The sequence below is a fragment of the Flavobacterium sp. genome, assembly GCF_035195345.1.
GTDB lineage: Bacteria > Bacteroidota > Bacteroidia > Flavobacteriales > Flavobacteriaceae > Flavobacterium.
In genome coordinates this window covers 1,336,536-1,359,593 of sequence record NZ_CP136574.1, presented here as the reverse complement: position 1 = coordinate 1,359,593, position 23,058 = coordinate 1,336,536, and the positions used below count along the sequence as shown (strand labels likewise).

Annotated in this window: 23 protein-coding genes; 10 read left to right on the top strand and 13 right to left on the bottom strand. The window is 31.7% G+C overall.

Annotated elements, in window-relative coordinates; all coding sequences use genetic code 11:
* Positions 1 to 900 carry a NifU family protein gene (locus RSE15_RS06580; RefSeq protein ID WP_324070349.1) on the bottom strand — a complete coding sequence of 300 codons (900 nt, stop codon included), beginning with the start codon at positions 898 to 900 and terminating at the stop codon, positions 1 to 3.
* Positions 901 to 1,237: 337 nt separating this feature from the next.
* Between RSE15_RS06580 and RSE15_RS06575 the strand changes: the two genes are divergently transcribed.
* Entirely contained in the window at positions 1,238 to 2,236 is a 999-nt protein-coding gene (locus RSE15_RS06575) for a PorP/SprF family type IX secretion system membrane protein (protein ID WP_324070346.1), read from the top strand.
* 63 nt (positions 2,237 to 2,299) lie between these two features.
* On the top strand, positions 2,300 to 2,812 hold the full coding sequence (locus tag RSE15_RS06570; RefSeq protein WP_324070344.1) for a gamma carbonic anhydrase family protein: 513 nt from the start codon (positions 2,300 to 2,302) through the stop codon (positions 2,810 to 2,812).
* Here the strand turns inward: RSE15_RS06570 and murI are convergent.
* The 8 genes from murI to RSE15_RS06530 all read right to left on the bottom strand — a co-directional run bounded on the left by murI (position 2,809) and on the right by RSE15_RS06530 (position 11,090).
* Positions 2,809 to 3,588, bottom strand: a complete 780-nt coding sequence (gene murI / locus RSE15_RS06565; protein ID WP_324070342.1) for a glutamate racemase — start codon at positions 3,586 to 3,588, stop codon at positions 2,809 to 2,811. The genes RSE15_RS06570 and murI overlap by 4 nt on opposite strands.
* Before the next feature lie 73 nt (positions 3,589 to 3,661).
* A complete protein-coding gene (locus tag RSE15_RS06560) occupies positions 3,662 to 4,165 on the bottom strand; it encodes an OmpH/Skp family outer membrane protein (RefSeq protein ID WP_324070340.1) in 504 nt (167 codons plus the stop codon).
* A 24-nt stretch (positions 4,166 to 4,189) separates the two neighbouring features.
* Positions 4,190 to 5,245 carry an OmpH/Skp family outer membrane protein gene (locus tag RSE15_RS06555; protein WP_324070339.1) on the bottom strand — a complete coding sequence of 352 codons (1,056 nt, stop codon included), beginning with the start codon at positions 5,243 to 5,245 and terminating at the stop codon, positions 4,190 to 4,192.
* Between the two features lie 115 nt (positions 5,246 to 5,360).
* Positions 5,361 to 8,054 (bottom strand): outer membrane protein assembly factor BamA, encoded by a 2,694-nt coding sequence (gene bamA, locus RSE15_RS06550; protein ID WP_324070337.1) that lies wholly within the window; start codon positions 8,052 to 8,054, stop codon positions 5,361 to 5,363.
* Positions 7,972 to 8,727, bottom strand: a complete 756-nt coding sequence (locus RSE15_RS06545; protein WP_324070335.1) for an undecaprenyl pyrophosphate synthase — start codon at positions 8,725 to 8,727, stop codon at positions 7,972 to 7,974. The genes bamA and RSE15_RS06545 overlap by 83 nt, the downstream gene beginning before the upstream one ends.
* A 3-nt stretch (positions 8,728 to 8,730) precedes the next feature.
* Positions 8,731 to 9,414, bottom strand: coding sequence for a type IX secretion system protein PorG (locus RSE15_RS06540; RefSeq protein WP_324070333.1), 684 nt, complete (start codon positions 9,412 to 9,414; stop codon positions 8,731 to 8,733).
* A 120-nt stretch (positions 9,415 to 9,534) separates the two neighbouring features.
* Positions 9,535 to 10,419, bottom strand: a complete 885-nt coding sequence (locus RSE15_RS06535) for an NAD kinase (RefSeq protein ID WP_324070331.1) — start codon at positions 10,417 to 10,419, stop codon at positions 9,535 to 9,537.
* A gap of 11 nt (positions 10,420 to 10,430) precedes the next feature.
* Positions 10,431 to 11,090, bottom strand: coding sequence for a CBS domain-containing protein (locus tag RSE15_RS06530; protein ID WP_324070329.1), 660 nt, complete (start codon positions 11,088 to 11,090; stop codon positions 10,431 to 10,433).
* A 93-nt stretch (positions 11,091 to 11,183) separates the two neighbouring features.
* Here RSE15_RS06530 and RSE15_RS06525 point away from each other — a divergent pair, with 93 nt between their 5' ends.
* From RSE15_RS06525 to clpX, 8 genes are all read left to right on the top strand, one after another.
* On the top strand, positions 11,184 to 11,897 hold the full coding sequence (locus RSE15_RS06525; protein ID WP_324070327.1) for a pyridoxine 5'-phosphate synthase: 714 nt from the start codon (positions 11,184 to 11,186) through the stop codon (positions 11,895 to 11,897).
* Position 11,898: 1 nt separating this feature from the next.
* Positions 11,899 to 12,663, top strand: a complete 765-nt coding sequence (locus RSE15_RS06520; RefSeq protein ID WP_416380767.1) for an alpha/beta fold hydrolase — start codon at positions 11,899 to 11,901, stop codon at positions 12,661 to 12,663.
* 124 nt (positions 12,664 to 12,787) lie between these two features.
* A complete protein-coding gene (locus tag RSE15_RS06515) occupies positions 12,788 to 14,053 on the top strand; it encodes an OmpP1/FadL family transporter (RefSeq protein ID WP_324070325.1) in 1,266 nt (421 codons plus the stop codon).
* Between the two features lie 18 nt (positions 14,054 to 14,071).
* The gene (locus tag RSE15_RS06510) at positions 14,072 to 15,616 is read left to right on the top strand and encodes a G-D-S-L family lipolytic protein (protein WP_324070322.1); all 1,545 of its coding nucleotides are present in this window, start codon (positions 14,072 to 14,074) and stop codon (positions 15,614 to 15,616) included.
* 78 nt (positions 15,617 to 15,694) lie between these two features.
* Entirely contained in the window at positions 15,695 to 16,039 is a 345-nt protein-coding gene (locus RSE15_RS06505; RefSeq protein ID WP_324070320.1) for a phage holin family protein, read from the top strand.
* Positions 16,040 to 16,140: 101 nt separating this feature from the next.
* Positions 16,141 to 17,466 carry a trigger factor gene (gene tig / locus RSE15_RS06500; RefSeq protein ID WP_324070318.1) on the top strand — a complete coding sequence of 442 codons (1,326 nt, stop codon included), beginning with the start codon at positions 16,141 to 16,143 and terminating at the stop codon, positions 17,464 to 17,466.
* A 167-nt stretch (positions 17,467 to 17,633) separates the two neighbouring features.
* Positions 17,634 to 18,290 (top strand): ATP-dependent Clp endopeptidase proteolytic subunit ClpP, encoded by a 657-nt coding sequence (gene clpP, locus RSE15_RS06495; protein ID WP_262319236.1) that lies wholly within the window; start codon positions 17,634 to 17,636, stop codon positions 18,288 to 18,290.
* 76 nt (positions 18,291 to 18,366) lie between these two features.
* Complete coding sequence (gene clpX / locus RSE15_RS06490; protein ID WP_324070314.1) at positions 18,367 to 19,599, top strand: ATP-dependent Clp protease ATP-binding subunit ClpX; 1,233 nt, start codon at positions 18,367 to 18,369, stop codon at positions 19,597 to 19,599.
* 72 nt (positions 19,600 to 19,671) lie between these two features.
* Here the strand turns inward: clpX and RSE15_RS06485 are convergent, their stop codons facing one another.
* The 4 genes from RSE15_RS06485 to RSE15_RS06470 form a co-directional block, all read right to left on the bottom strand.
* Positions 19,672 to 20,388: a hypothetical protein gene (locus tag RSE15_RS06485; protein WP_324070312.1), complete on the bottom strand. Its 717-nt coding sequence runs from the start codon at positions 20,386 to 20,388 to the stop codon at positions 19,672 to 19,674.
* Between the two features lie 245 nt (positions 20,389 to 20,633).
* Complete coding sequence (locus RSE15_RS06480; protein WP_324070310.1) at positions 20,634 to 21,098, bottom strand: HNH endonuclease; 465 nt, start codon at positions 21,096 to 21,098, stop codon at positions 20,634 to 20,636.
* A 27-nt stretch (positions 21,099 to 21,125) separates the two neighbouring features.
* Entirely contained in the window at positions 21,126 to 21,725 is a 600-nt protein-coding gene (locus tag RSE15_RS06475; RefSeq protein ID WP_324070308.1) for a DUF262 domain-containing protein, read from the bottom strand.
* Positions 21,722 to 22,690 (bottom strand): adenine-specific methyltransferase EcoRI family protein, encoded by a 969-nt coding sequence (locus RSE15_RS06470; protein ID WP_324070306.1) that lies wholly within the window; start codon positions 22,688 to 22,690, stop codon positions 21,722 to 21,724. Before RSE15_RS06470 ends, RSE15_RS06475 begins: the two co-directional genes overlap by 4 nt.
* Positions 22,691 to 23,058: the final 368 nt, after the last annotated feature.

The following is a 23,058-nucleotide window of genomic DNA, read 5'->3' as shown; positions in this document are numbered from 1 at the left end:
TTAACCATTAATGGCTTCTACTTTAATAGCTTCGTCTTTAAGCATGTCTTTAAGCATGTTTTCAATACCATTTTTTAAAGTGAAGGTAGAAGAAGGGCAACCACTGCATGCGCCTTGTAAAACAACTTTAACTCTTTTTTCAATTGGATCAAAAGATTCAAACATAATGTTTCCACCATCGCTTTGAACAGCTGGTTTTACATATTCTTCAATAATGTTAATGATTTGTTGTGAAGTTACATCAAGTGTATCGAAATAAGCTTCTTGTTGTTTTTGATGTATCTCCGTTTTTACAATTGCAGTTTCATCAATAACGGTTTTCCCGTTTTCAATGTATTCTTTAATGAAAGTTCTAATTTCTAATGTAATTTCGTCCCATTCAGTTATAGCAAATTTGGTTACAGAAATATAATTTTCATCTATAAAAATTTCTTTTACAAATGGGAATTTAAATAATTCTTTTGCTAATGGAGAGGCAATTGTTTCGTCTATATTTTTACATTCCAGTGCTGTTTTAGTTAACAGTTTGTTGCAAACAAATTTTAAAACAGCTGGATTGGGTGTGGTTTCAGCATAAACGGTTACAGGTTGTTTTTTTGACTTGTTTTCGTCAATTTGTATAATTACACCACCATTCGATATAAATTCGTTGATTTGATTTGCTACGTCTTCTTGAACATCTTTCCATTCTACTATTGAAAATTTTTCAATAGCTATGAAATTTCCTGAAATATAGACTGTTTTCACAAATGGTAAAAAAAATAATTGTTTTGCTAAGGGAGAATTTTGTGTTTCGTCAATGTTTTTGAATTCAAAATTTTCGGTTCTAACGATTATTTCATCCAATTCAAATTTTACAATGGCTGGATTTTGAGTTATTTTTGTTGCGATTACTTGCATTTTGATATTGTTTTTTGCAAAGATACAAAGTTCAAAAGATATGCGGATTATTTTAGATGTAGACTTTTGTATTTAACTTTTTATTTTATTTTGATAAATTATTATTACAAAGTTGTTCCTTTTTTTTCAAATATTAAAAAAATGTAAATTTAACTTAAGAATATTTTATTCGAAAGGTAAAAGAAACCTAAAAATTTATATCTTTGGCAAGTTCATAGTAAAAAGAAGAATTTAATTTATTTAGAAGTTTTTTTATTATTAATAATATTCTAATTTTAGAACTTTTAAGTACAATTAGAATTAAAAAGAATTATGTTTTCATTAAACAATAACTACAATGAATTTTAAAAAGAGTTATTTTATTTTAGCATTTTTATTAGCACAATTTTCTTTCGCTCAAGAAGGGGTTGCTGTTTATTCGGATTATTTGTCGGATAATTATTATTTAATTCACCCTTCAATGGCAGGTGCTGCTAATTGTGGAAAAATTAGATTGACTGGACGTCAACAATGGTTTGGTCAAGAAGATGCTCCAGCTTTGCAAACCGTTAGTTTTAATACAGCTTTAGATGAAGATGGTATATCTGGATTAGGAATGATTTTCTTTAATGATAAAAATGGATATCATTCACAGCAAGGTGCTAAGTTTACTTATGCGCATCATTTAAGATTTTCTAGAGGAACTTTAGATTTAAATCAATTATCTTTTGGTTTAAGTGCTGCTTTTGTTCAGAGTAATATTGATGGTAGAGATTATAGAGGTTTTGACCCAGTTATTGTTCAAGGGGTTATTCAGAAAGATTCTTATTTTAATGTGGACTTAGGGGTTTCATACCACTATATGGATTTCTTTACGCATTTTACAATTAAAAATTTCTTAGCGAGTAGAAGAGAATTATATACTAGAGATATTGAGTCTGACAATTTAAGTAAATATTTATGGAGCGCTGGTGCAGTGTTTGGTAATGAGAATGATTTGTTATTTGAACCTTCATTCATGTTTCAATATGTCTCAGAAACTAAAGAAAAATCTATTGATTTAAATTTAAAAGTTTACAAACAATTAGAATTTGGTAAACTTTGGGGAGGATTGTCTTACAGAAGAAGTTTTGATGGTGCTCAATATGTTGATGGAAGTGGATTACAAGAGCAAAAATTACAATGGATTACTCCTATAATTGGATTGAATTATGATAAATTTATGTTCTCTTATACATATTCTCATATTATGGGTGATGTTAAGTTTGATAACGGTGGTTTTCATCAAATTACATTAGGTATTAACGTTTTCTGTAAAGACAAAGCTTGGGATTGTAATTGTCCTGCAGTTAATTAAGAACAAATTTTTCAATTATATTTGTCCCGATTTATTCGGGACATTTTTTTTAAAAAGATAATTATGTTAATTAAAGAAGTAAACGGAAAGTATCCTCAAATCCCTCAAGATTGCTATGTGGCAGAAAATGCAACGATAGTTGGTGATGTAACCTTTGGTTCCAATTGTAGTGTTTGGTTTAATGCTGTAATTCGTGGCGATGTAAATTCTATTTCAATTGGCAATAAAGTAAATATTCAAGATGGTGCGGTTGTACATTGTACCTACTTAAAGCATCCTACAATTATAGGGAATAATGTTTCCATTGGACATAATGCTATTGTTCATGGTTGTACCATTAATGATAATGTGCTTATTGGAATGGGAGCTATTGTAATGGATAATTGCGTTATAGGAAGTAATTCAATTGTAGCTGCTGGTTCTGTTGTAACACAAAATACAATTGTAGAATCGGGTTGTATTTATGCGGGTGTTCCTGCCAAAAAAGTAAAAGATATAAATCAAAGTGACTTTGCGGGTGAAATTGAACGAATTTCTAATAATTATGTAATGTACTCTGGTTGGTTTAAAGACTAAAATTGTTTGTACACAACTTTTTCCTGATTGTTTAAAATGTTTTCTAAAACATGCGGCTCACTATTCGTATAGAATAATTGTACACTTTTTTCATTCGAAATATTCAATAGCTGATGTTGCTCTAAAACCTTTCGAGTCTGTTTAGCTACTGCTTCTCCTGAATCTATTATTTTAATTGAAGCAGGGATGATTTTTTTAATTTGCGGAATTAGATAGGGGTAATGACTGCAACCTAATACTAAATAGTCAATATTTTTTTCTACCATTGGAATGAGATAACTTTTTAAAAGTTCTAGCATTTCTGGCGAATCAATATCTCCATTTTCAATTAATTGAACTAAACCGTGACCTATTTGTTCGATGATTCTAACATCTGGATGATTTGAGACACTTTGGTGAAACAATTCACTATTCAGGGTTCCTTTAGTTGCAAGAATTCCAATGGTATGTGTTTTAGATTGTAAAGCTGCAGGTTTTATGGCTGGCTCGATTCCAATAAACGGGACTTTGTACTTTGTTCGTAATTCTTTCATCGCGTTTGTTGTGGCTGTATTGCAAGCTACAATGATAATCTTGCAATTTAGTTCAAGTAAAAGTTCCGTATTTTTGCAGCTTAGTCCTATAATTTCATCTTTTGATTTTAATCCATAAGGAGCATTCTTGCTGTCGGCAAGGTATATTGTGTTCTCATTTGGTAATAATGCGTGAACCTCTTTCCAAATAGAAGTTCCTCCAATTCCAGAATCAAACAATCCTATGGCATTTTCTTGTTTCATATAAACAAAAATAAAAAAAAACTGCTCAATCCGTATCAAGATTGAGCAGTTTTTAATTGTTTAGGTTGAAATATTAGAAACCTAATGATTTTTTTACATCTGCTAATATGTCTGTTCCATCAGCCACTAATAAACYACTTCCAGTTGTAGCATCTAAAACATAGTTATAACCTTTTTCTTTTGCTACTTTTTGAATCACTTTTTGAGCTTTCTCCATGATTGGTTTATATAAGTCCATTTCTTTTTGACCTAATTCTTTTTGAGCTGTTTGCTGAAATTGTTGGATTCTAGTTCCCATATCTTGCATTTCTTTAGAACGTGTTTCGTTTAATGCTTCTCCAGCAGTTGGAGCTTCTTGTTCGTATTTTTGCAATTTTGTTTGGTATTCAGCTACCATATTTTTGTAATCTTTATCATAAGTCTCTTGAATTTTTTTCATTTGATCTTGTGCTACTTTCATTTCTGGCATTGAAGTCATTAATGCTTGTAAGTCAATATGAGCAACTTTAGTTTGTGCCGAAACTTGTGTTCCAATGAATAAGATGATTGCGATTGCTACTGTTTTTAAATGTTTCATTTTTAATTTTAAAATTTAAGTTATTTAATTTTTATTCTCTGTTTCTGTTTTTTGTTCTTTTGCTTTTTTAGCAGCTTCTTTATCTTCAGCTATTTTTTTCTTTTTATCTTCTATCGCTTTTTTGCGATCTGCTAATTTTTTATTACGATCATCAATCGCTTTTTGTTTTATTTCAGCTGGCGTTAGTTTCTTCTTTGTTTCCTCCTTTATTTCTCCTTCTTTTGTAGGTTCCCCTTCTTTTGTAATTTCTTCTTCTTTCTCTTCTTTCTCTTCTTTCGAATTTTGATTGTCTTGCGGTTCTTCTTTAGGATCCTTTTCAATTACTGTGCCATTTTTTTTCGCATCACGCTCTTCAAGTAATTTTTTTCTCTTTGCAATTGCATCAGCTTTCTTTTGTTCGTTAGCTAATTTGCGTTCTTCGATTAATTTTTCTCTAGCCGCCTTTTTTTCATCTAAGATTCTTTGTCTTTCTGTAAATGCAGGATTTTCTTCAACACCTTCTTCTAAGGCTTCTTTAGCTTCAAGTGCTTTTAGTTGTTTTTTAGACATTTCTTCTCTTTTTTGAGAAGAAGAAAGTTTTTTTACCACAAAATCACTGATATCATATTTTTGAGCAGCAAACAACATAGTTAAATCAGATGATTTGTCAAAAATAAAATCATATTTTCTTTGTTCAGCAACATCTTGTACGATTGTGAAAATTTGATCTTGAATAGGTTTTATTAAAACAGATTTTTGAATAATCAAATCGCCTTTTGGACCAAATCTTTTTTCCTGATAATCAAGAAGTTCTTTTTCTAAATAAGAAATTTCATCTTCCCTTTCCTCAATTAATTCTTTAGTTAATAAAACTCTTTCTGTTTTTAAAGCGTCTTTTAACTTTGTAATTTCTGTTTTTTTGACTTCAATTTCTTGCTTCCATTTTTGAGCTTTTTGCTCTAATTGATTATTTGCTTCTGCATAATCGGGTACCTTTTCTAAGATATATTCCATATCTATGTATCCAATTTTAACGCCTCTAGCTGTTTGAGCCTGTGAGGAAAAAGTAATTAAAGCAAGTATAAATAACAGTTTTTTCATTTTAAATTTAATTTTGTTTAGCAGTTGAATCTATTTAGATTCTACTTTTATATATGTCAAACGTAATAAGTAATAAAATATTTTTACGAATTTAACAAAAAAGTACTAACAAACCTTAAAATTGTTGTCCAATAATAAAGTGTGTTTGCCAACCACTTTTTACAGTTTCTCCTGGCACCGCATCAAATCCATGTGCAAAATCAATTCCTAATAACCCAAATGCTGGCATGAAAACTCTAATTCCAACTCCTGCAGAACGTTGTAATTTAAAAGGATTGTATTGTTTAAAGGTGTCAAATGCTGAACCCGCTTCTAAGAAACTTAATGCGTAAATAGAAGCAGACTGATTTAATGTTATAGGATATCTTAATTCCGCAGAAAATTTATTATATATTGTTCCTCCATCTTGAGAAGATAATGAATTATTTGGATATCCTCTTAACTGAATAACTTCTCTACCGTCTAATGAAAAGTTAGCTAAACCATCGCCTCCAAGGAAAAAGCGCTCAAAAGGAACTAAACCTCTATCTGAATTATAAGCACCCATAAAGCCAAATTCTGCATTAGTTCTAAGCACAAGTTTTTCGTAAATTCTTGTATAGTTGTCTGCTTTGAATTTAATTTTGTAGTATTCTAACCAATTAAATTTTTCCTGATCTACTTTTCCTCTATCTACTGCCGCATCTGCTGGATCGGTTACTGGATAACCTTCACTATTTAAATAACTACCCGCTGGATAATTTGTTCCATCTGGAGCCTCACTTGCTACAGTTGCCCTTACTTTATTTTCAGCTAAATTTTCTAAATTAGCATAGTCAATTCCGTTGAATAGAGAATAAGGTAGTGTGAACTTACCTGAAATACTGAATTCAGAACCCACCGTAGGGAAAATCGGATTCACACCTTTGCTATTTCTTGATAAACCAATGGTGTAAGCTAAGTTTCTAGACGCACCATCTCCAAAAGTAAATAATCCAGTGTTATAGTTATTTAAATCATAATATTGGAATGATAATGCCTGTGATAACACAAAATAATCATCTGGCACAGTAAGTCTTTTGGCTAAACCAATAGATAAAGATGTAATATTAAAACTTTGGCTTCTATCAACATCTCTTGATCTAGAATTGAATAAAAATTGTTTACTATGTGATAATGATGTTGAAAAACTAACTGGTTTTTTACCACCAAACCAAGGTTCAGAAAACGATAAACTATACGTTTGAAAGAATGAACTTCCTTGAAGTCTTAAAGCCATTTTTTGCCCATCTCCCATTGGAAGTGGTTTGTAGGCTCCTCTTTTAAACATGTTTCTTGCCGAAAAATTGTTAAATGATAATCCTAATGTTCCAATGAAACCGCCACCACCGTAACCTCCTTGAAGTTCTACTTGACTTGAACCTTTTTCTACAACATTATATTCAATGTCAACCGTTCCAGCTTGAGGATCTACATTTTTGAAATCAGGTTTGATAGCTTCTGGATCAAAGAAACCTAGTTGTCCAATTTCACGAATAGAACGAATTAAATCTTCTTTACTGTATTTTTGGCCTGGTTTTGTTCTAAGTTCTCTATAAATTACGTGGTCATTTGTTTTGTCATTTCCAACTACCGTAATTTTATTAAAATAAGCAATAGGACCTTCGGTAATTCTAATTTCAAAGTCAATAGTGTCATTAGCAGTTCTAACTTCAACAGGGTTAATGGTAGAAAATAAATAACCGTTGTTTTGGTATAAATTTGTTAAATCTTCTCCGTCAGGTTTTGTTTGGTCTGCAATTCTTTTTTGTAAAATGGTTCCATTATAAACATCTCCTTTTTTAATTCCTAGAATCGAATTCAGTTGACGCTCGGTATAAACGGTATTTCCAAGGTATCGAATATCTCCAAAATAATATTTTCTTCCTTCTTCAAGTTTTACCTTAATTGCAATAGTATTTGATTTTTTATCGTAAATAACCGAATCAGAAATAATACGGGCATCTCTATTTCCTTTTTCCTTGTATTTGTCAATAACTGTTACTAAGTCTTCTTTGTATTTTTCTTTAATGTATTTAGATTTCTTGAAAATACGAATAGGATTACGTTGTTTGGTGTTTTTAAATGCTTTTTTTAGTTTAGCATCACTGATTTGATTATTGCCTTCAAATTCGATACTTTTTACTTTTACTTTATCGCCTTTGTCGATATTAACAACCATTTTAACTTCAGTGTCTAAACTGTCTGGCACAGTGTTGATAACCACTTTTGTTTGGTAAAAGCCTTCTTTTTTATATTTGTTCTCGATGTAATTTTTGGTTGTAGTAATTAAATTTTCATTTACTATTTTACCTTTCTTTAAATCGGTTTCTTTAATTAATTCTTCTATTTTTCCCTTTTTTACTCCTTGTATTTTAATATCGGATAGTTTTGGAAGTTCATTGATATTTAGTTCTAAAAAGATACTATCACCCTCAATTTTATTTACATAAAAGTTTACATCAGAGAACAATCCTAATTTCCACAATTTTTTAATAGCATTACTAATATCTTGGCCAGGAACAATTAATTGTTGTCCTTTTTCCAATCCCGTAAACGTAGTTATGGTTTGTTCGTTGTAACTTATTTTTCCAGTTACATCAATTTTGGCTAAGATATATTCTTTGCCACTCTCTAGTTTTGTGTCTTGTGCAAAAAGTGAAGAGCTTGTTAATATTATAAATATTGAAAGTAATTGTATTCCTTTTTTAAACATTTTTTTCGGGTATAATTTGTTCGCTTGTTTTTCCAAATCGGCGTTCTCTTTTTTGATAACTAATAATTGCTTCATACAAATTGTTTTCTGTAAAATCAGGCCAAAGCACATCTGTGAAATAAAATTCAGCATAAGCAATCTGCCATAATAGAAAATTACTTATTCTGTGTTCACCGCTTGTTCTAATTACTAAATCTACATCAGGTAAATTGTGTGTGTAAAGATGCTGATTAATAATTGATTCGTCAATAGCCTCTTCAGAAATTATATTATTTTTAACTTTGTTGGAAATTTTTTTAACAGCTTGAATTAGCTCTTCTCTAGCACCATAACTTAGCGCTAAAGTTAGTGTCATCCTAGTGTTTTCAGAAGTTTTGTCAATTACTTCTTGTAATTCTTTTTGGACTTTTAGTGGTAAATTTGTTAAATTTCCAACAGCATTTAATTTAATGTTATTGGCTTGTAATGTTTTAATTTCTTTCTTTAAAGAAGAGATTAACAATTTCATTAGTGTTTCAACTTCTAATTTTGGTCGGTTCCAGTTTTCTGTAGAAAAAGCATAAAGTGTAAGGTTTTCAATTCCTAATTTAGCACAAGTTTCTACAGTAACTTTAACGGACTTTGTTCCACTTTCATGACCTAAAGCTCTGATTAAACCTTTTTGTTTAGCCCATCTTCCATTTCCGTCCATAATAATGGCCAAATGTTTGGGTAAGGTTGAAGTATTTATTTGTTGAACTAGTTCCATTGTTTATTCGCCGCAAAAACATGGGTTTTTCCCAAATGTATATGTTAATGTTAAACCGGTAAATACATACCAATCATTACTATTTAAATTTCCAAAACGCAAGGTTTCAAAGTTGTCGTTCTTTGGATTACTTCCGTCTAAGTTATCGGTAAATGTATATCTAACGCCTACTTCAGCTCCAATAATAAATTTTTTTAAAAATCTTCCTTTCACTCCAATAACCATAGGTATTGATGCTGCACTACTTTGGTAATCTATTCGACTTGTTTGGTCAATAATGAAAATTTCATCATATATGAAGTAACTAATGCCACTATATATATAAGGAGTCATTTTTGGATCTGAGTCATGTAAATCAAATTCAAGAAAATTAAATTCTAATCCTGCCGAAAATTCTTTTACACTGTTTTCAAATGAAACACCTCTAAGATTTCTACTAGGAACATCACTATCAATATCTTTTGAATTTATATTTCCTTGTGTGTAAGAAAATCGATAGGAATGTCTAGGACTTCTGTTCCATTTGTATAGAATTCCAAATGCCGATTCATTTGGGGCAATGTATTTGGTTGGGCCAACATCTCCAATATAGTTTACGCCACCAATAAATACACCCAATTCGTTTATTTGAGCATACGTACTGAACCCGCAGATAATTAATGATATATATAAAAAAAAGTGCTTCATTTTTTGAAATAGTTTGCAAATATAACAATAATGACTACTTATCCCTATTTTAAAGGTTTTTTTTGTTGTCTTTTAGCATGTTAAAAACGCTAAAAAATGAAAAATGATATAAATAGTATGTTAATTTCTTTTGTCTTCACCCCAAAGTAATTTTTTTCGTATTGTATTTAGAAAGGACTCTTCTTTAAATTCAATGATTGAAATGGAGAATGAGGATTTTTTAATTTTCACAATTGTCTCTTTTGAAACTGCAGAAATTCTGGAATCTAACGAAATTAAAAACTGTTCTTCTCTGCCCGAAATTCTAAGTTCTATTTCCATGTCATCTGGAATCACTAAAGGTCTTGCATTTAAATTGTGGGGTGCCATTGGTGTAATAACCAAACTTTCAACATTGGGGGTTAATACTGGTCCTCCACAACTAAGGGAATAACCCGTAGAGCCTGTTGGGGTTGAAATAATTAAACCATCTGCCCAATACGAAGTAAGATATTCACCATTCAAATACGTAATAATTGTAATCATCGAAGTGGTGTCTTTTCTGGCTACGGTAACTTCATTTAGCGCAAAATCTAAATCCGAAAAATTGTCATGTTTCGGAGAAGTTTCTATGCTTAAAAGAGTTCTTTTGGAGATGGCATAATCTTTATTAAGCAGTTTTTGTAATAGCGATTCAATATTTTCAAATTGTATAGTAGCTAAAAACCCTAATCTTCCTGCATTGATTCCAATAATAGGAATATTTTTATCTCTTACAAATGTGGCTGCTTTTAGAATTGTACCGTCTCCGCCAATACTAATTAATGCAGTATGATTTGCATCTAAATCACTGTAGCCAGCGTAAGTTTCGTAGGTTTTAGAAAGGATGTTTTTTTCTTTTAGAATAGCTAAAAAATTAATTTCAAATGCAATTGCAATCCCATTTGATTCTAAAAAATCAACTACTTTGTGAACGATTTCAGCGGTGCTGTTTTGGTAATATTGACCGAAGAGCGCTATTTTCATAATTTTATTTTTTAAATATTCAGGTATTTGTCTAAATATTCAGAGCGTTCTTTAAGACTGTTTAAATAGGAGTCTTCTTGGTGTTCCGATATGATTTCATATTCATAACGTCTAAAAGTTTGAATAATATCGTTTATTCCGCTTTGACTAATTTTTATTGTAATTTCAACCTTGTTTCCTACTACATTTGAGATAAATATACCTAAAATTTTTGCGTTATTACTTTCTATTATTTGCGCTACTTGACTCATCGAAAATTTATCTATTTCCTTTTCGACCACAATAATTCCGCCTTCTTCTTTTAGAAAAGGAGTTTCATGTAAAAAACGGATAACATCTTCTAATTCATAATAGCCAAGATAGGTGTTTTTTGTATCTAAAACAGGAATTATATTGCTATCATTCTTAGCGAAAATTTCTAAAACATCTAGCCAAATCATATTTTCTCGTACAAAAAAACGATCAAAATTAAAGCGACTATCATTTATAAGTGCTTCACTGTTTAGTAGCTCTGCATTTTCTTTACTTATGCAACCCATATAAATGCCTTCTTCAGTTACGGGGAAATGAGTGTAGGGTATGTCTAAAAATAAATCCTGCGCATTAGCAATAGTTTGGGTATGCTTTAGCGGTTTTATTTCGTTGTTAATGTAGCTTGTTAAATTATTCATAGCGCTTTACTGAAAATATATCGCAAAATAATCAAAAAATACCATATGCTGGCTAACTTATACTTTGTATTTTTGTATAAATTTAAAATTATCATGACAAAATTATCGGTAAATATTAATAAAATAGCTACACTTCGTAATGCTAGAGGTGGTAATGTCCCTGATTTATTGAAAGTTGCAACGGCTATTCAGCAGTTTGGAGCACAAGGAATAACTATTCATCCAAGACCAGACGAAAGACATATTCGTTATCAAGATGCACGCGATTTAAAATCGGTTGTTTATACAGAATACAATATTGAAGGAAATCCACAACATAATTTCATTGATTTGGTTTTAGAATGCAAACCTACTCAGGTTACATTGGTGCCTGATGCTATTGGAGCTATAACCTCAAGTGCTGGATGGGATACTATTAAACATCAATCGTATTTGAGTGAAATAATCCAAGAGTTTCAACGCAACGGAATTAGAACTTCCATTTTTGTGGATGCCGATGAACGAATGATTGAAGGAGCTAAAGCAACCGGAACAGAACGCATTGAGTTGTATACCGAATCCTTTGCACATGAGTACGATTTGGGAAATAAAAACGGAATTGAACCATATGTTAAAGCAGCAATCAAAGCAAATGAATTAGGTTTGGGGATCAATGCCGGACATGATTTGAGTTTAGATAATATCAAGTTTTTTAAAGATAATATTCCAAATTTGTTAGAAGTTTCTATCGGTCATGCGCTAATTTCGGAATCTTTATTTTTAGGATTAGAAAATGTGGTGAATATGTATCTTCAAAAATTGAAATAAAATGTTGTTGCATTCAAGAATAGAAGGAGAAGGAAAGCCGATGGTAATTATTCATGGGTTTTTAGGAATGTCAGACAATTGGAAAACATTAGGAACTCAATTTGCAAATGAAGGGTACCAAGTGCATGCATTAGATTTGAGAAATCATGGAAAAAGTTTTCATACGGATGATTTTTCATATGATGTTATGGCAGCTGATGTAATGCAATATTGTGTACACCATCAATTAAAAGATATCATTATTGTTGGACATTCCATGGGAGGAAAAGTAGCTATGCTTTTGGCAACAACTTATCCTGAATTGGTTTCTAAATTAATAGTGGCTGATATTGGTCCAAAATATTATGCGCCACATCATCAAACCATTTTAGCGGCACTAAACGCTGTTGATTTTTTAAAAAAACCGAGTAGAGCAGAAGTAGAAGAGATAGTTTCAGGTTATATTAAAGATTTTGGAACACGACAGTTTTTACTTAAGAATTTATATTGGGAAACTTCTGAGCAATTAGCTTTTCGATTTAATTTAAAAGTTTTTAATGAAAAGATTGAAACAGTTGGAACGGCATTACCTTTTGAAAATACTTTTTCTAAAGATACCTTGTTTTTAAGAGGAGATAAATCTGATTATATTTTGGATAGTGATTTCGAAACTATTTACCATCATTTTCCTTCTGCCAGTATAAAAACGATAAAAAATGCAGGGCATTGGTTGCATGCCGAAAACCCCAAAGATTTTTTATCAACGGTACTAGATTTTATTAAATAAAAAGGCTAAAAAATTATGCATGCATAATTTTTTAGTTAAAAAAATTGTAAAATTCATATTTTGTTATAATTTTGAAGTATTGATTATTACAAATTCAGAAAAAAAACTAACACATTTTTACATTATGAGAAAATTACTTTCTTTAACATTATTGGCTTTGGTTGGCTCTTCTGCTTTTGCAGGTGGATATAGAGTAAGTATCCAAGGGCAAAAACAATTAGCTATGGGACACACCGGTGTAGCTGTAGTAAACAGTGCAGAGATTGCGTTCTTCAATCCAGCGGGGATGGCTTATTTAGATAAAAAATTCAATTTGTCGGTAGGTGGAAACGGATTATTTGCAAACACAAAATTTCAAAATTCTCAATACAATTGGGAAGCGGAAACCAATAACTTGGGAACTCCATTTAGTATTTATGCTACTTATAGATTAAATGATTGGTTTACCGCTGGATTAGCAGTTTATACACCTTACGGAAGTTCTGTAGAGTGGGATCAAGATTGGCAAGGAGCACATTTAGTAAACAATATTGATTTAGCTGCCATATTCGTTCAACCTTCTATATCAGTAAGAGTTGGAGAACATTTTAGTATTGGTGGTGGTCCAATTTTTGCTTCAGGTTCAGTCAATTTTAATAGAAATGTAGCGATAAATCCATTGTTGTCAGTTGATGGAAGTGGAACAGATGTAACTTTAGATGCTAAAGGAATTACCGCTTGGGGATATACAGCTGGTTTTATGTTTAATCCAACTGATAAATTTAGAATTGGTATGAATTATCGTTCTGAAATTATTATGGAAGCGCGTGATGGTGATGCAAACTTTAACGATGTTCCTGGTTTTGCTGCAACTTCACCAACACTTCAAAACACTACTTTTAATGCAGATTTACCTTTACCAGCAGAATTAACAGTAGGTATGTCGTATCAAGTTACAGACAAATGGCTTTTAGCATTCGATTATAATAGAGCAATGTGGGGAGTTTATGAAGCTTTAACTGTTGATTTCCTTAATGCTGATGGTTCTATAAGAAATACATCAAATAATCCAAGAAATTATAAAAACTCTAGTACCTATAGATTAGGTACTCAGTATAAAGCAAATGATAAATTTACATTCAGAGCAGGTTGGTATTTTGATGAAAGCCCAGTTCAAGATGGTTATTTTGCTCCAGAAACTCCAAGAAATGATTCAATGGGTTATACAGGAGGGTTAACATACCAAGTAAATAGCAAGTTAGGAGTTGATTTCTCATTCTTATATTTACATTTTGACGAAACAGATAATTCTTATAATTACTATCAAGAAAACGGAAATACACTACCATTTGGTGGAACTTATAAATCTTCAGTTTTCTCACCAGGTATTGGTATTACTTACGGGTTCTAATTTTTAATAAACAGAAAAATGAAAAATAAATTTATATATTTAGCTATTATAGCTGCTGGATTTGCTTCTTGTGAACCAGAATTTGAAAATACAGTAGATGCAAATTATACTGCTGGAGATGCTGATTTTACTACATACGTTGCAGTTGGAAACTCATTAACTGCAGGTTACATGGATGGAACTGTTTCTAGAGTAGGTCAGACTTATTCGTTTCCAAATTTATTAGCGCAACAATTTGCATTAGTAGGTGGTGGGGCTTTTACCCAACCATCTTATGCAGAAGATGTGAATAATTTAGGAGGAATTCAAGGTTTAACAGGAACTAGATTAGTAATTAATGCTTCTGTTGGTGGTGTTCAGCCAATTGCAGGAACACCTACAATAACACTTACTCCTCAGGCAACTGCTTATAACAATATGGGAGTGCCTGGTGCTAAATCGTTTCATTTAACTTTTCCTGGATATGGGGCATTGAATCCATATTTTACAAGACATGCAACTTCTCCTACAGCAACAGTTTTGGGTGATGCGATGTCTAAAGTGCCAACTTTTTTCACTAACTGGATTGGGGCTAATGACGTGTTAGCTTATGCAACTAGTGGTGGTGCTCAAGCAGATGGTGTAACGCCAGCGGCTGATCACAATTCGACTGGGAATATGAATCCTGCAACTTATGGAATGAATGATATTACAAATTCTAATGTATTTGCTAGTGTTTATTCAACAATAGTTACTACCTTGACTTCTGGTGGTGCAAAAGGTGTTGTAGCAACAGTACCTAGTGTAACTTCTATTCCATATTTTACAACTGTTAAATATAATGCTATTTCAGATGCTGCTATTGCATCTAATCCTCAAGCATCTTTGTTGGTTCAATTATATGGATTTTTATCAGTGGCTACTAATGGGCGAATTACACCTTTAAACTTAACTGACGGAGTTAATAATGCTTTACTTATTAATGATTCTGATTTGACTAGTTTAAGTGCTCAAATTACAGCTTATGCAAATGCTTCAGGAAATCCTTTATTAGTTTCTAATGCAAATGCCTTGGGTGCTATATATGGTAAATCAAGATTGGCAACAGCTGAAGATTTAGTAGTTTTAACTGCGAGTGGTATTTTATTGCCACCAAACAATGTTAATGCTAGCCTTCCTGCTCCTTTTAATTTAAATGGGATTACAGCTCCTTTAGCAAACAAATGGGTATTAACAGCGAATGAAAAAGCTAAAGTAGCTAATGCTACGGCAGCTTATAATGCAGCTATTGTATCTATTGCAAACGCAAATGATATTGCTGTTGCAGATATGAATGCAATTATGAATCAATTAGTATCTGGTTTAAGAATCGAAACGGGACAATTGTATACAGCTAACTATTTTAGTGGTTCGGCTACAGAAGGTGTTGTATTGTTTTCTTTAGACGGAGTTCATCCAAATGCACGTGGTTATGCAGTAATTGCTAATGAAGTTATAAAAGTGATTAATGAATTTTATAATGCTAATTTACCATTACATAATCCATCTTATTTCCCAGGTATTAATATAGTATCTTCGAATTAATATTTGAAATAAATTTCTAAAAAGGCATCAATATTGATGCCTTTTTTTTGTAATTTTAAATTTCTAAATACGATTAAAATGAATTTAATTATTAAGCTTTTAATCAGTACAATTGTAGTTTTTGTGCTGTCTTATTTTTTGCCAGGAGTTCATGTTACTAGTTTAACAGGTGCTTTAATGGTGGCTGTTGTATTGGGTTTGTTGAATACATTTCTAAAACCAATACTGGTATTGCTTACTATTCCAGTTACCTTTTTTACTTTAGGGTTGTTTTTATTGGTAATTAATGCAATCATAATTTTAATTTGTGATTATTTTATTGCTGAGTTTTATGTGGATGGATTTATAAATGCTTTATTGTTCAGTGTTCTATTGTCTATTATTCAGTCTATTTTGAATAAAATCTTTATAGATCAAAAATAATTTTTAGCGAATTGAATTTCAATAAATTAAAAACTTGTTTGGGTTGTAAAAATTCTATAATTTTGCAACCCAATTTTTATGGTACTTAAACAAACAGATAAATGAACATTACAAAAACGCAAGTTGATGCATTAAATGCTATTGTAACAGTAGCAATCACTAAAGAAGATTATTCAGATAAGGTAGAAAAAGTATTAGCTGACTACAGAAAAAATGCAGCAATTTCTGGATTTAGAAAAGGAGCGGTTCCAATGAGTTTGATCCAAAAACAATATGGTAAAGCTGTTTTATTAGAAGAAGTAAACAAAGTGTTACAAACTTCACTTAATAATTATTTAACGGCTGAAAAATTAGATATTCTTGGAAATCCATTACCGGTTATTAAAGAAACTATTGATTGGGATGCAGAGAATTTTTCTTTTGACTTTGAATTAGGGTTAGCGCCTCAGTTTTCAGTTGATTTAACAGCTAAAAATAACGTTACTAAATTCAACGTAATTGCTGATGATAAAATGTTGAATGATCAAGTTGAAAGAATTCAAAAACAATACGGAAAATTAATTTCTCAAGCAGAAGTAAAAGCTGATTTTGAAGTAAGAGGAACGTTTGCAAATGAAGAAAAAGGAATCAACGCTCCAGCTAATTTTGCGTTAGATATTTTTGCTGATAAAAATGTTGCAAAATCATTTATCGGAAAAAAAGTAGGTGATGTAGTTACTATTGGAACAAAAGGTTTATTTGACGATGATCACAAATTAATGGATTATTTGAAAGTAAGTCATGATGAGGTTCACGGTTTAGATATCAATGTTGATTTTACTATCGAAGAAATCAATGCAGTAGAAAAAGCAGAATTAAATCAAGAATTGTTTGATAAATTATTTGGACCTGGTGTTGTTTCTTCGGTTGAAGACGTAAAAGCTAAAATAAAAGAAGATGCAGAAGTTCAATTTGCACAACAAGCAGATCAAAAATTCTTAAATGATGTTACAGATTTCTTAATTGAATCTACTAAATTTGATTTACCAGCTGCTTTCTTGAAAAAATGGATTCAAACGGCTGGAGAAAATCCACTTTCTGCTGAACAAGCTGAAGAGGAATATGCTAAAGCTGAAAAAGGATTACGTTTCCAATTAATCGAAGGAAAAGTTATGGCTGAAAATAACTTACAAATTACTTTCGAAGATTTAAAAGCACATACTGCTGAATTAATCAAGAAACAAATGGCGCAATTTGGTCAATTAAATCCATCAGATGAGGAAATTAACGGAATTGTTGCTCGTGTAATGTCAAATCAAGACGAAGTAAAACGTTTGTCAGAGCAAGTAATGGGCGAAAAAATGTTAGGTCTTTACAAAGAAAAAGTATCGGCTAAAACTAAAGAAGTAAATTACGATCAATTCATTAAAGAAATGTACGGAGAATAATTTCTCACAAAAAAATAATTATCTTTGAGCGTCAAACTAGTTTTGGCGCTTTTTGTTTCGAGTCAGTTTGTCAGGCAGAAAAAAAGGCACGACCTTTGTAAAATACTAATGGCTAAAAGTTTAATTCCTTTTAAACTTTTAAACACACAAACTTTTAAACTTAAATTATGAACTACGGAAAAGAATTTAAAAAATATGCTACTAAGCATCACGGCGTAAACAGTCTATATTATGATAAAATTGTAGGAAGTATGACGCCTTACATCATTGAAGAACGTCAATTAAATGTAGCTTCAATGGATGTTTTTTCTCGTTTAATGATGGATAGAATTATCTTCATGGGAACAGGAGTAGATGATTATGTAGCGAATATTATTCAAGCACAGTTATTGTTTTTAGAGAGTGTTGACGCGTCTAAAGACATCAGTATTTACATCAATTCTCCAGGAGGAAGTGTGTATGCTGGATTAGGAATTTACGATACTATGCAATTTGTAAAACCAGATGTAGCTACAATTTGTACAGGAATGGCTGCTTCTATGGGAGCTGTTTTATTGTGTGCTGGAGCAGAAGGAAAACGTTCGGCATTACCACATTCAAGAGTGATGATTCACCAACCATCAGGAGGAGCGCAAGGTGTAGCAACTGATATGGAAATCAACTTGAAAGAAATGTTGAAATTAAAAGATGAATTATACGAAATCATTTCTAAACATTCTGGACAATCGTTCGAGAAAGTGCACAAAGATTCTGAGCGCGATTACTGGATGATTGCTGCAGAGGCAAAGGAGTATGGAATGATTGATGAAGTATTAACAAGATAAATTCAGTTTTCAGTTTTCAGTCACAGTTTTCAGCAATGTAACTGCGACTGTACACTGTGACTGTCAACTAAGAAAAATGGCTAAAGAAGTATTAGAATGTTCATTCTGCGGAAGGAAAAAGCCTGAAACCAATTTATTAATTGCAGGGATTAATGCGCATATTTGCGACAAATGTATTGAACAAGCGCATGGAATTGTTTTAGAAGAATTAAAGCAATCAGGTAATTCAGATTTGGTTGCCGATTTGATTTTGTTAAAACCAAAAGAAATTCGTGCGTTTTTAGATGATTATGTTATTGGACAAGATCAAACTAAAAAGGTAATGAGTGTAGCGGTATATAATCACTACAAACGTTTGATGCAAATTCAATTGGAAGACGAAGTTGAGATTGAAAAAAGTAACATTTTAATGGTAGGTCAAACCGGAACCGGTAAAACATTAGTAGCAAAAACCATTGCAAAAATGTTGAATGTTCCGTTAGCAATTGTTGATGCAACCGTATTAACAGAAGCAGGTTATGTAGGAGAAGACGTGGAAAGTATCTTAACTCGTTTGTTACAAGCTGCTGATTATGATGTAGCGAAAGCTGAACGTGGAATCGTATTTATTGATGAAATAGATAAAATTGCCCGTAAAAGTGATAACCCATCCATAACGCGTGATGTTTCTGGTGAAGGGGTACAACAAGCTTTATTGAAATTATTAGAAGGAACGGTGGTTAATGTGCCACCAAAAGGAGGAAGAAAACATCCCGATCAAAAATTTGTGGAAGTAAATACTCAAAACATCTTATTTATTGCTGGTGGTGCTTTTGACGGAATTGAAAGAATCATTTCAAAACGTTTGAACAGACAAGCGGTAGGTTATAGTTCGTCTATTGGAACCGACCATATTGATAAAGATAATTTGTTGCAATATTTAATTCCTAAAGACGTCAAAGATTTTGGATTAATTCCAGAAATCATTGGTCGTTTACCGGTTTTAACACATATGGATCCTTTAGATGCTGCTACGTTAAGAGCTATTTTAACTGAACCTAAAAATGCCTTGGTAAAACAATATAAAAAATTGTTTGAAATGGATGAGGTAACGTTAGAAATCGAAGAAGAAGCATTGAGTTATATTGTTTCTAAAGCGTTAGAATATAAATTAGGTGCCAGAGGATTACGTTCATTATGTGAAGCTATTTTAACCGATGCAATGTATGAACTACCAAGTTCTGACGATAAACACTTACAAGTAACAAAAGAATATGCCGAAAACAGTTTGAGCAAAAATTTATTGCAACGATTGAAAGCGGTTTCGTAGTTTGTTACGCATTAGAATAAATAAGCCCCAGTAGAATTTTATCTAATGGGGCTTACTGTAAAAAAACTTTTTTTAATCGTCTAAATCGCAAGAATCTTCAATGCTATTAGCAATTTGATTTGCTAGAGCACGATTACCATCAGTGTCGTTTGGTCCTATTTCTATAAGTCCATCTCCATCTCCATCAACTGCAGTGCTTAAGTCTACGCTACTCAATACTTGATTTAAATCGAAGTTGAAAACTAAGTCAAATGAGTTATTGTTGATTACTAAGTTTTGATTAGTATCTTCATAATCAATTTCAAAATCTTCATCTATTGTATGCCAAAAAACGAATGGGGTTCCGTTGATTGTTCCTGTAATTTCAATTGATTTATTAAACATCTGAGAAGCACTGTTTGTGCTTTTGTGCAATTTGAATTCTACTTCTTCATACGTTCCATTTGGAACAGTTACTGTTGTTACTGGTGCATTTTGATTTAGTAAGTCTAATTCAAATGGACCATACAGTTCAAATTCTTCATCACTGTCATAATAACCATCATCATCTAAATCTCCATCAGAATCGTCATCTATTCCTTCAGCTAATTGAAATTCAATTTCTTTTAGATTAATTTTAAATGTATTTAATAATACACCATTGTTTAGCGAAGTTCTGTTTGCTGATGGTGAATAGGTTGCACTAGCTTTAATATTCAAGGTGTTTGAATTGCTAGAACTATCACTTGAGCAAGACACCACAAAAAATAGTAATGTAATAATTACTACTAAATTTTTTAATTTTCTCATACCAATTATGTTTAATTTTCTTAATGTGTATAAAATTATGCATTAATTTTTTAAATTACAAAATAAATTAAATGTTAGTTTCTTAATTTGTCGCTCAGTAAAAACTAAAATACAGCTCAGAAACGTATGTTTTTGAGCTGTATTTTTTTAATCTGTGCGCTTTATTACTCCTGCAAGGTTTTCAAAACCTTGTAGGTGTCTTATAATTTTAAATACCTACAAGGTCAAAAAAAGACCTTGCGGAATTATTTTCCAGACTTTATTCTATTATCGTGTTTACACAACATTTGACAATTATCAGCAGCCGTTTTTCCGCCTTCGTGCCATGGAGTTATGTGGTCGGCTTCCATTTCATTCAGTTCAAATTTTTCGCCACATTTCACACAAATTCCTTTTTGACGCTCAAAAGCTTCTCGTTTTTGTTTTTCCGAAAAAGCACGAATGCTTAAATGTCTTTCTTTTCGGTTTAAGACAAAGTAATAAATTCCTTTTTTATTAGAAACATCTTCATCTAACATTAAATATGTGATTTCTTCTTCTAATATTTTAGCGTTTAATTTTTCATTTTTAAATTCATTATATAAAACGCCCCATTCAATCCCTTTCATTTCTTTGCGGTATTTTGGAAACGTAACTTTGACCCAATTAATCACCGATTGAAAATACAACCATAGTTCATTAGCATTGGATTCAAACTGATTTTTAGACATGTATTCTTTTATCTTTCCTTCAGAAATTCAATCAATTGCTTTTTCTAAATATTCTTGGCGATTTGCCGAGCCGTTCAAGTATTCATCGCCAATTTTTGGACGAGAATTTTTCGAAAAATACCGTTTGGCATCTGATACCCAAGAACCCGAATAGACTGCATTGCGCAATTCTTGTTCTGTTAATACTTTTCCAGCAATGTTGATGGTTTCAAACCAATCCAATTTTTCGCTATCGGTACCCGAACAGAAATAAACCATTAATTTGTAATTCAAAATCTGTTCTTGCTTGTCTTTTGGTAAGTTATGAAATGCTAAGCCATCAATAGAATAATCACCATTCACATATTGGCAAATAGAAATAGTGCGTTGCTGTCCATCAATCACTTCTAATTCTTGTACTGCGCTTGTCGAATCATCTCTTACTGCCCAATACATTACATTCAACGGAAAATTCTTTTGCAACGTATTAATAACCGCATTGCGTTCTTTTACATCATATACAAATTCTCTTTGGTAAGGCGGACGAATATCAAGTTTTCCACCATAACCCACCACACCATCATCGTTATTGTCTTTGTAACCGTTGGTTAATTCTCTAACCGATATTTCTTTGAGTTCTATGTTCATAGTTTTTTGTTTTTGATAATTATTCTAAAATAGGGTGACTTTCCATTTATTACTAAATCCTTATCATCGTCACCTTTTCTGAATTTTACAATTTCAAATTGATTCGGATTATACTTATCTAAAAATGTAATTGGCACTCCAATGTTTCCAACATAATCAACAGGGATATCTTTGGTTTTATCCACATTAATAGCGTCATAGTTATCGTAGCTTGGATATTCTTCAGGTGTATATTTCTTATGGAGTATTAAATCAACATTACGTTTTTCAATATCTAAATTAGTGTACCACGTTACATTTCGAAATTTCACTAGACCTGTATTTATATTATAAACTCCTTCAACAAAATTATCATTTGAATATGGGGTTTTAAAATATGCATTCCCGCCGCTAAACCCATAACCTAACCACATTTTATTTTCTTTAATTATTTTGAAAATTTCTTTGTAGGTAATTGCATTATAACTACCAACAATTATAAATTTCTTTTCAAAATCAATTAATTGAGTCACATATTCTCGAAACAAAGAAAAAGGTGGATTGGTGACCACAATATCGGCTTGTTTCAAGAGTTCAATACTTTCTTGGCTTCTAAAATCGCCATCACCTTGTAAGTCTTTTACTCCAATTTCATGAGCATCAGGAATACTATTCCCATTCTTGTCGCCCGTATATTCAAGATAAACTGCTTTATCGGATACATTAGTACTAAACAAATCGGCATCTTGGTTTTTATAGCAAGTGGCTATCAATTTTTTAAGTCCTAAATGCTCAAAATTATAAGAGAAATAATGAAAAAAGTTGCTCACTCTAGGGTCATCACAATTACAATAAACTACTTTGTTTTTAAAGTGTTCTTTGTAGTGCCGTAATTCGTTTTCTATATCCGAAAGTTGGGTGTAAAACTCGTCTTTCTTATTGTTTTTGGCTTTGTGAAGATTGGTGTTGGAAGATTGCTTTGCCATAGTTTAGTTTAAAAGCGAAGCTTGCTCTTAAACTAATAAGCATAAAAAAAAGGTGTGGTTGCCGTCCGTTTAAATGCTTATGTTCAACTCGGGTACCTGAGAAGACCCTATGCACAAATAAGCACGAACGGTCCACACCAGACTGGTGTGAACCTCGCGACTTATTCTCGTGCATATTGTGAAATTTCTCAGGTTTCGAGTTGCAAGAATAAGAGCTAAAAGCTCAACGATATGTTTATATTTTTATATTGCTATAATTTTTTGTTTTTATGTTACTACAAAGGTATTTAAAAGTTCATTAGAAATAAAAAATTTCTTTACTGCACTATTTTTACTTTTACTTGATCAATAAATCAAATGCCCTACAT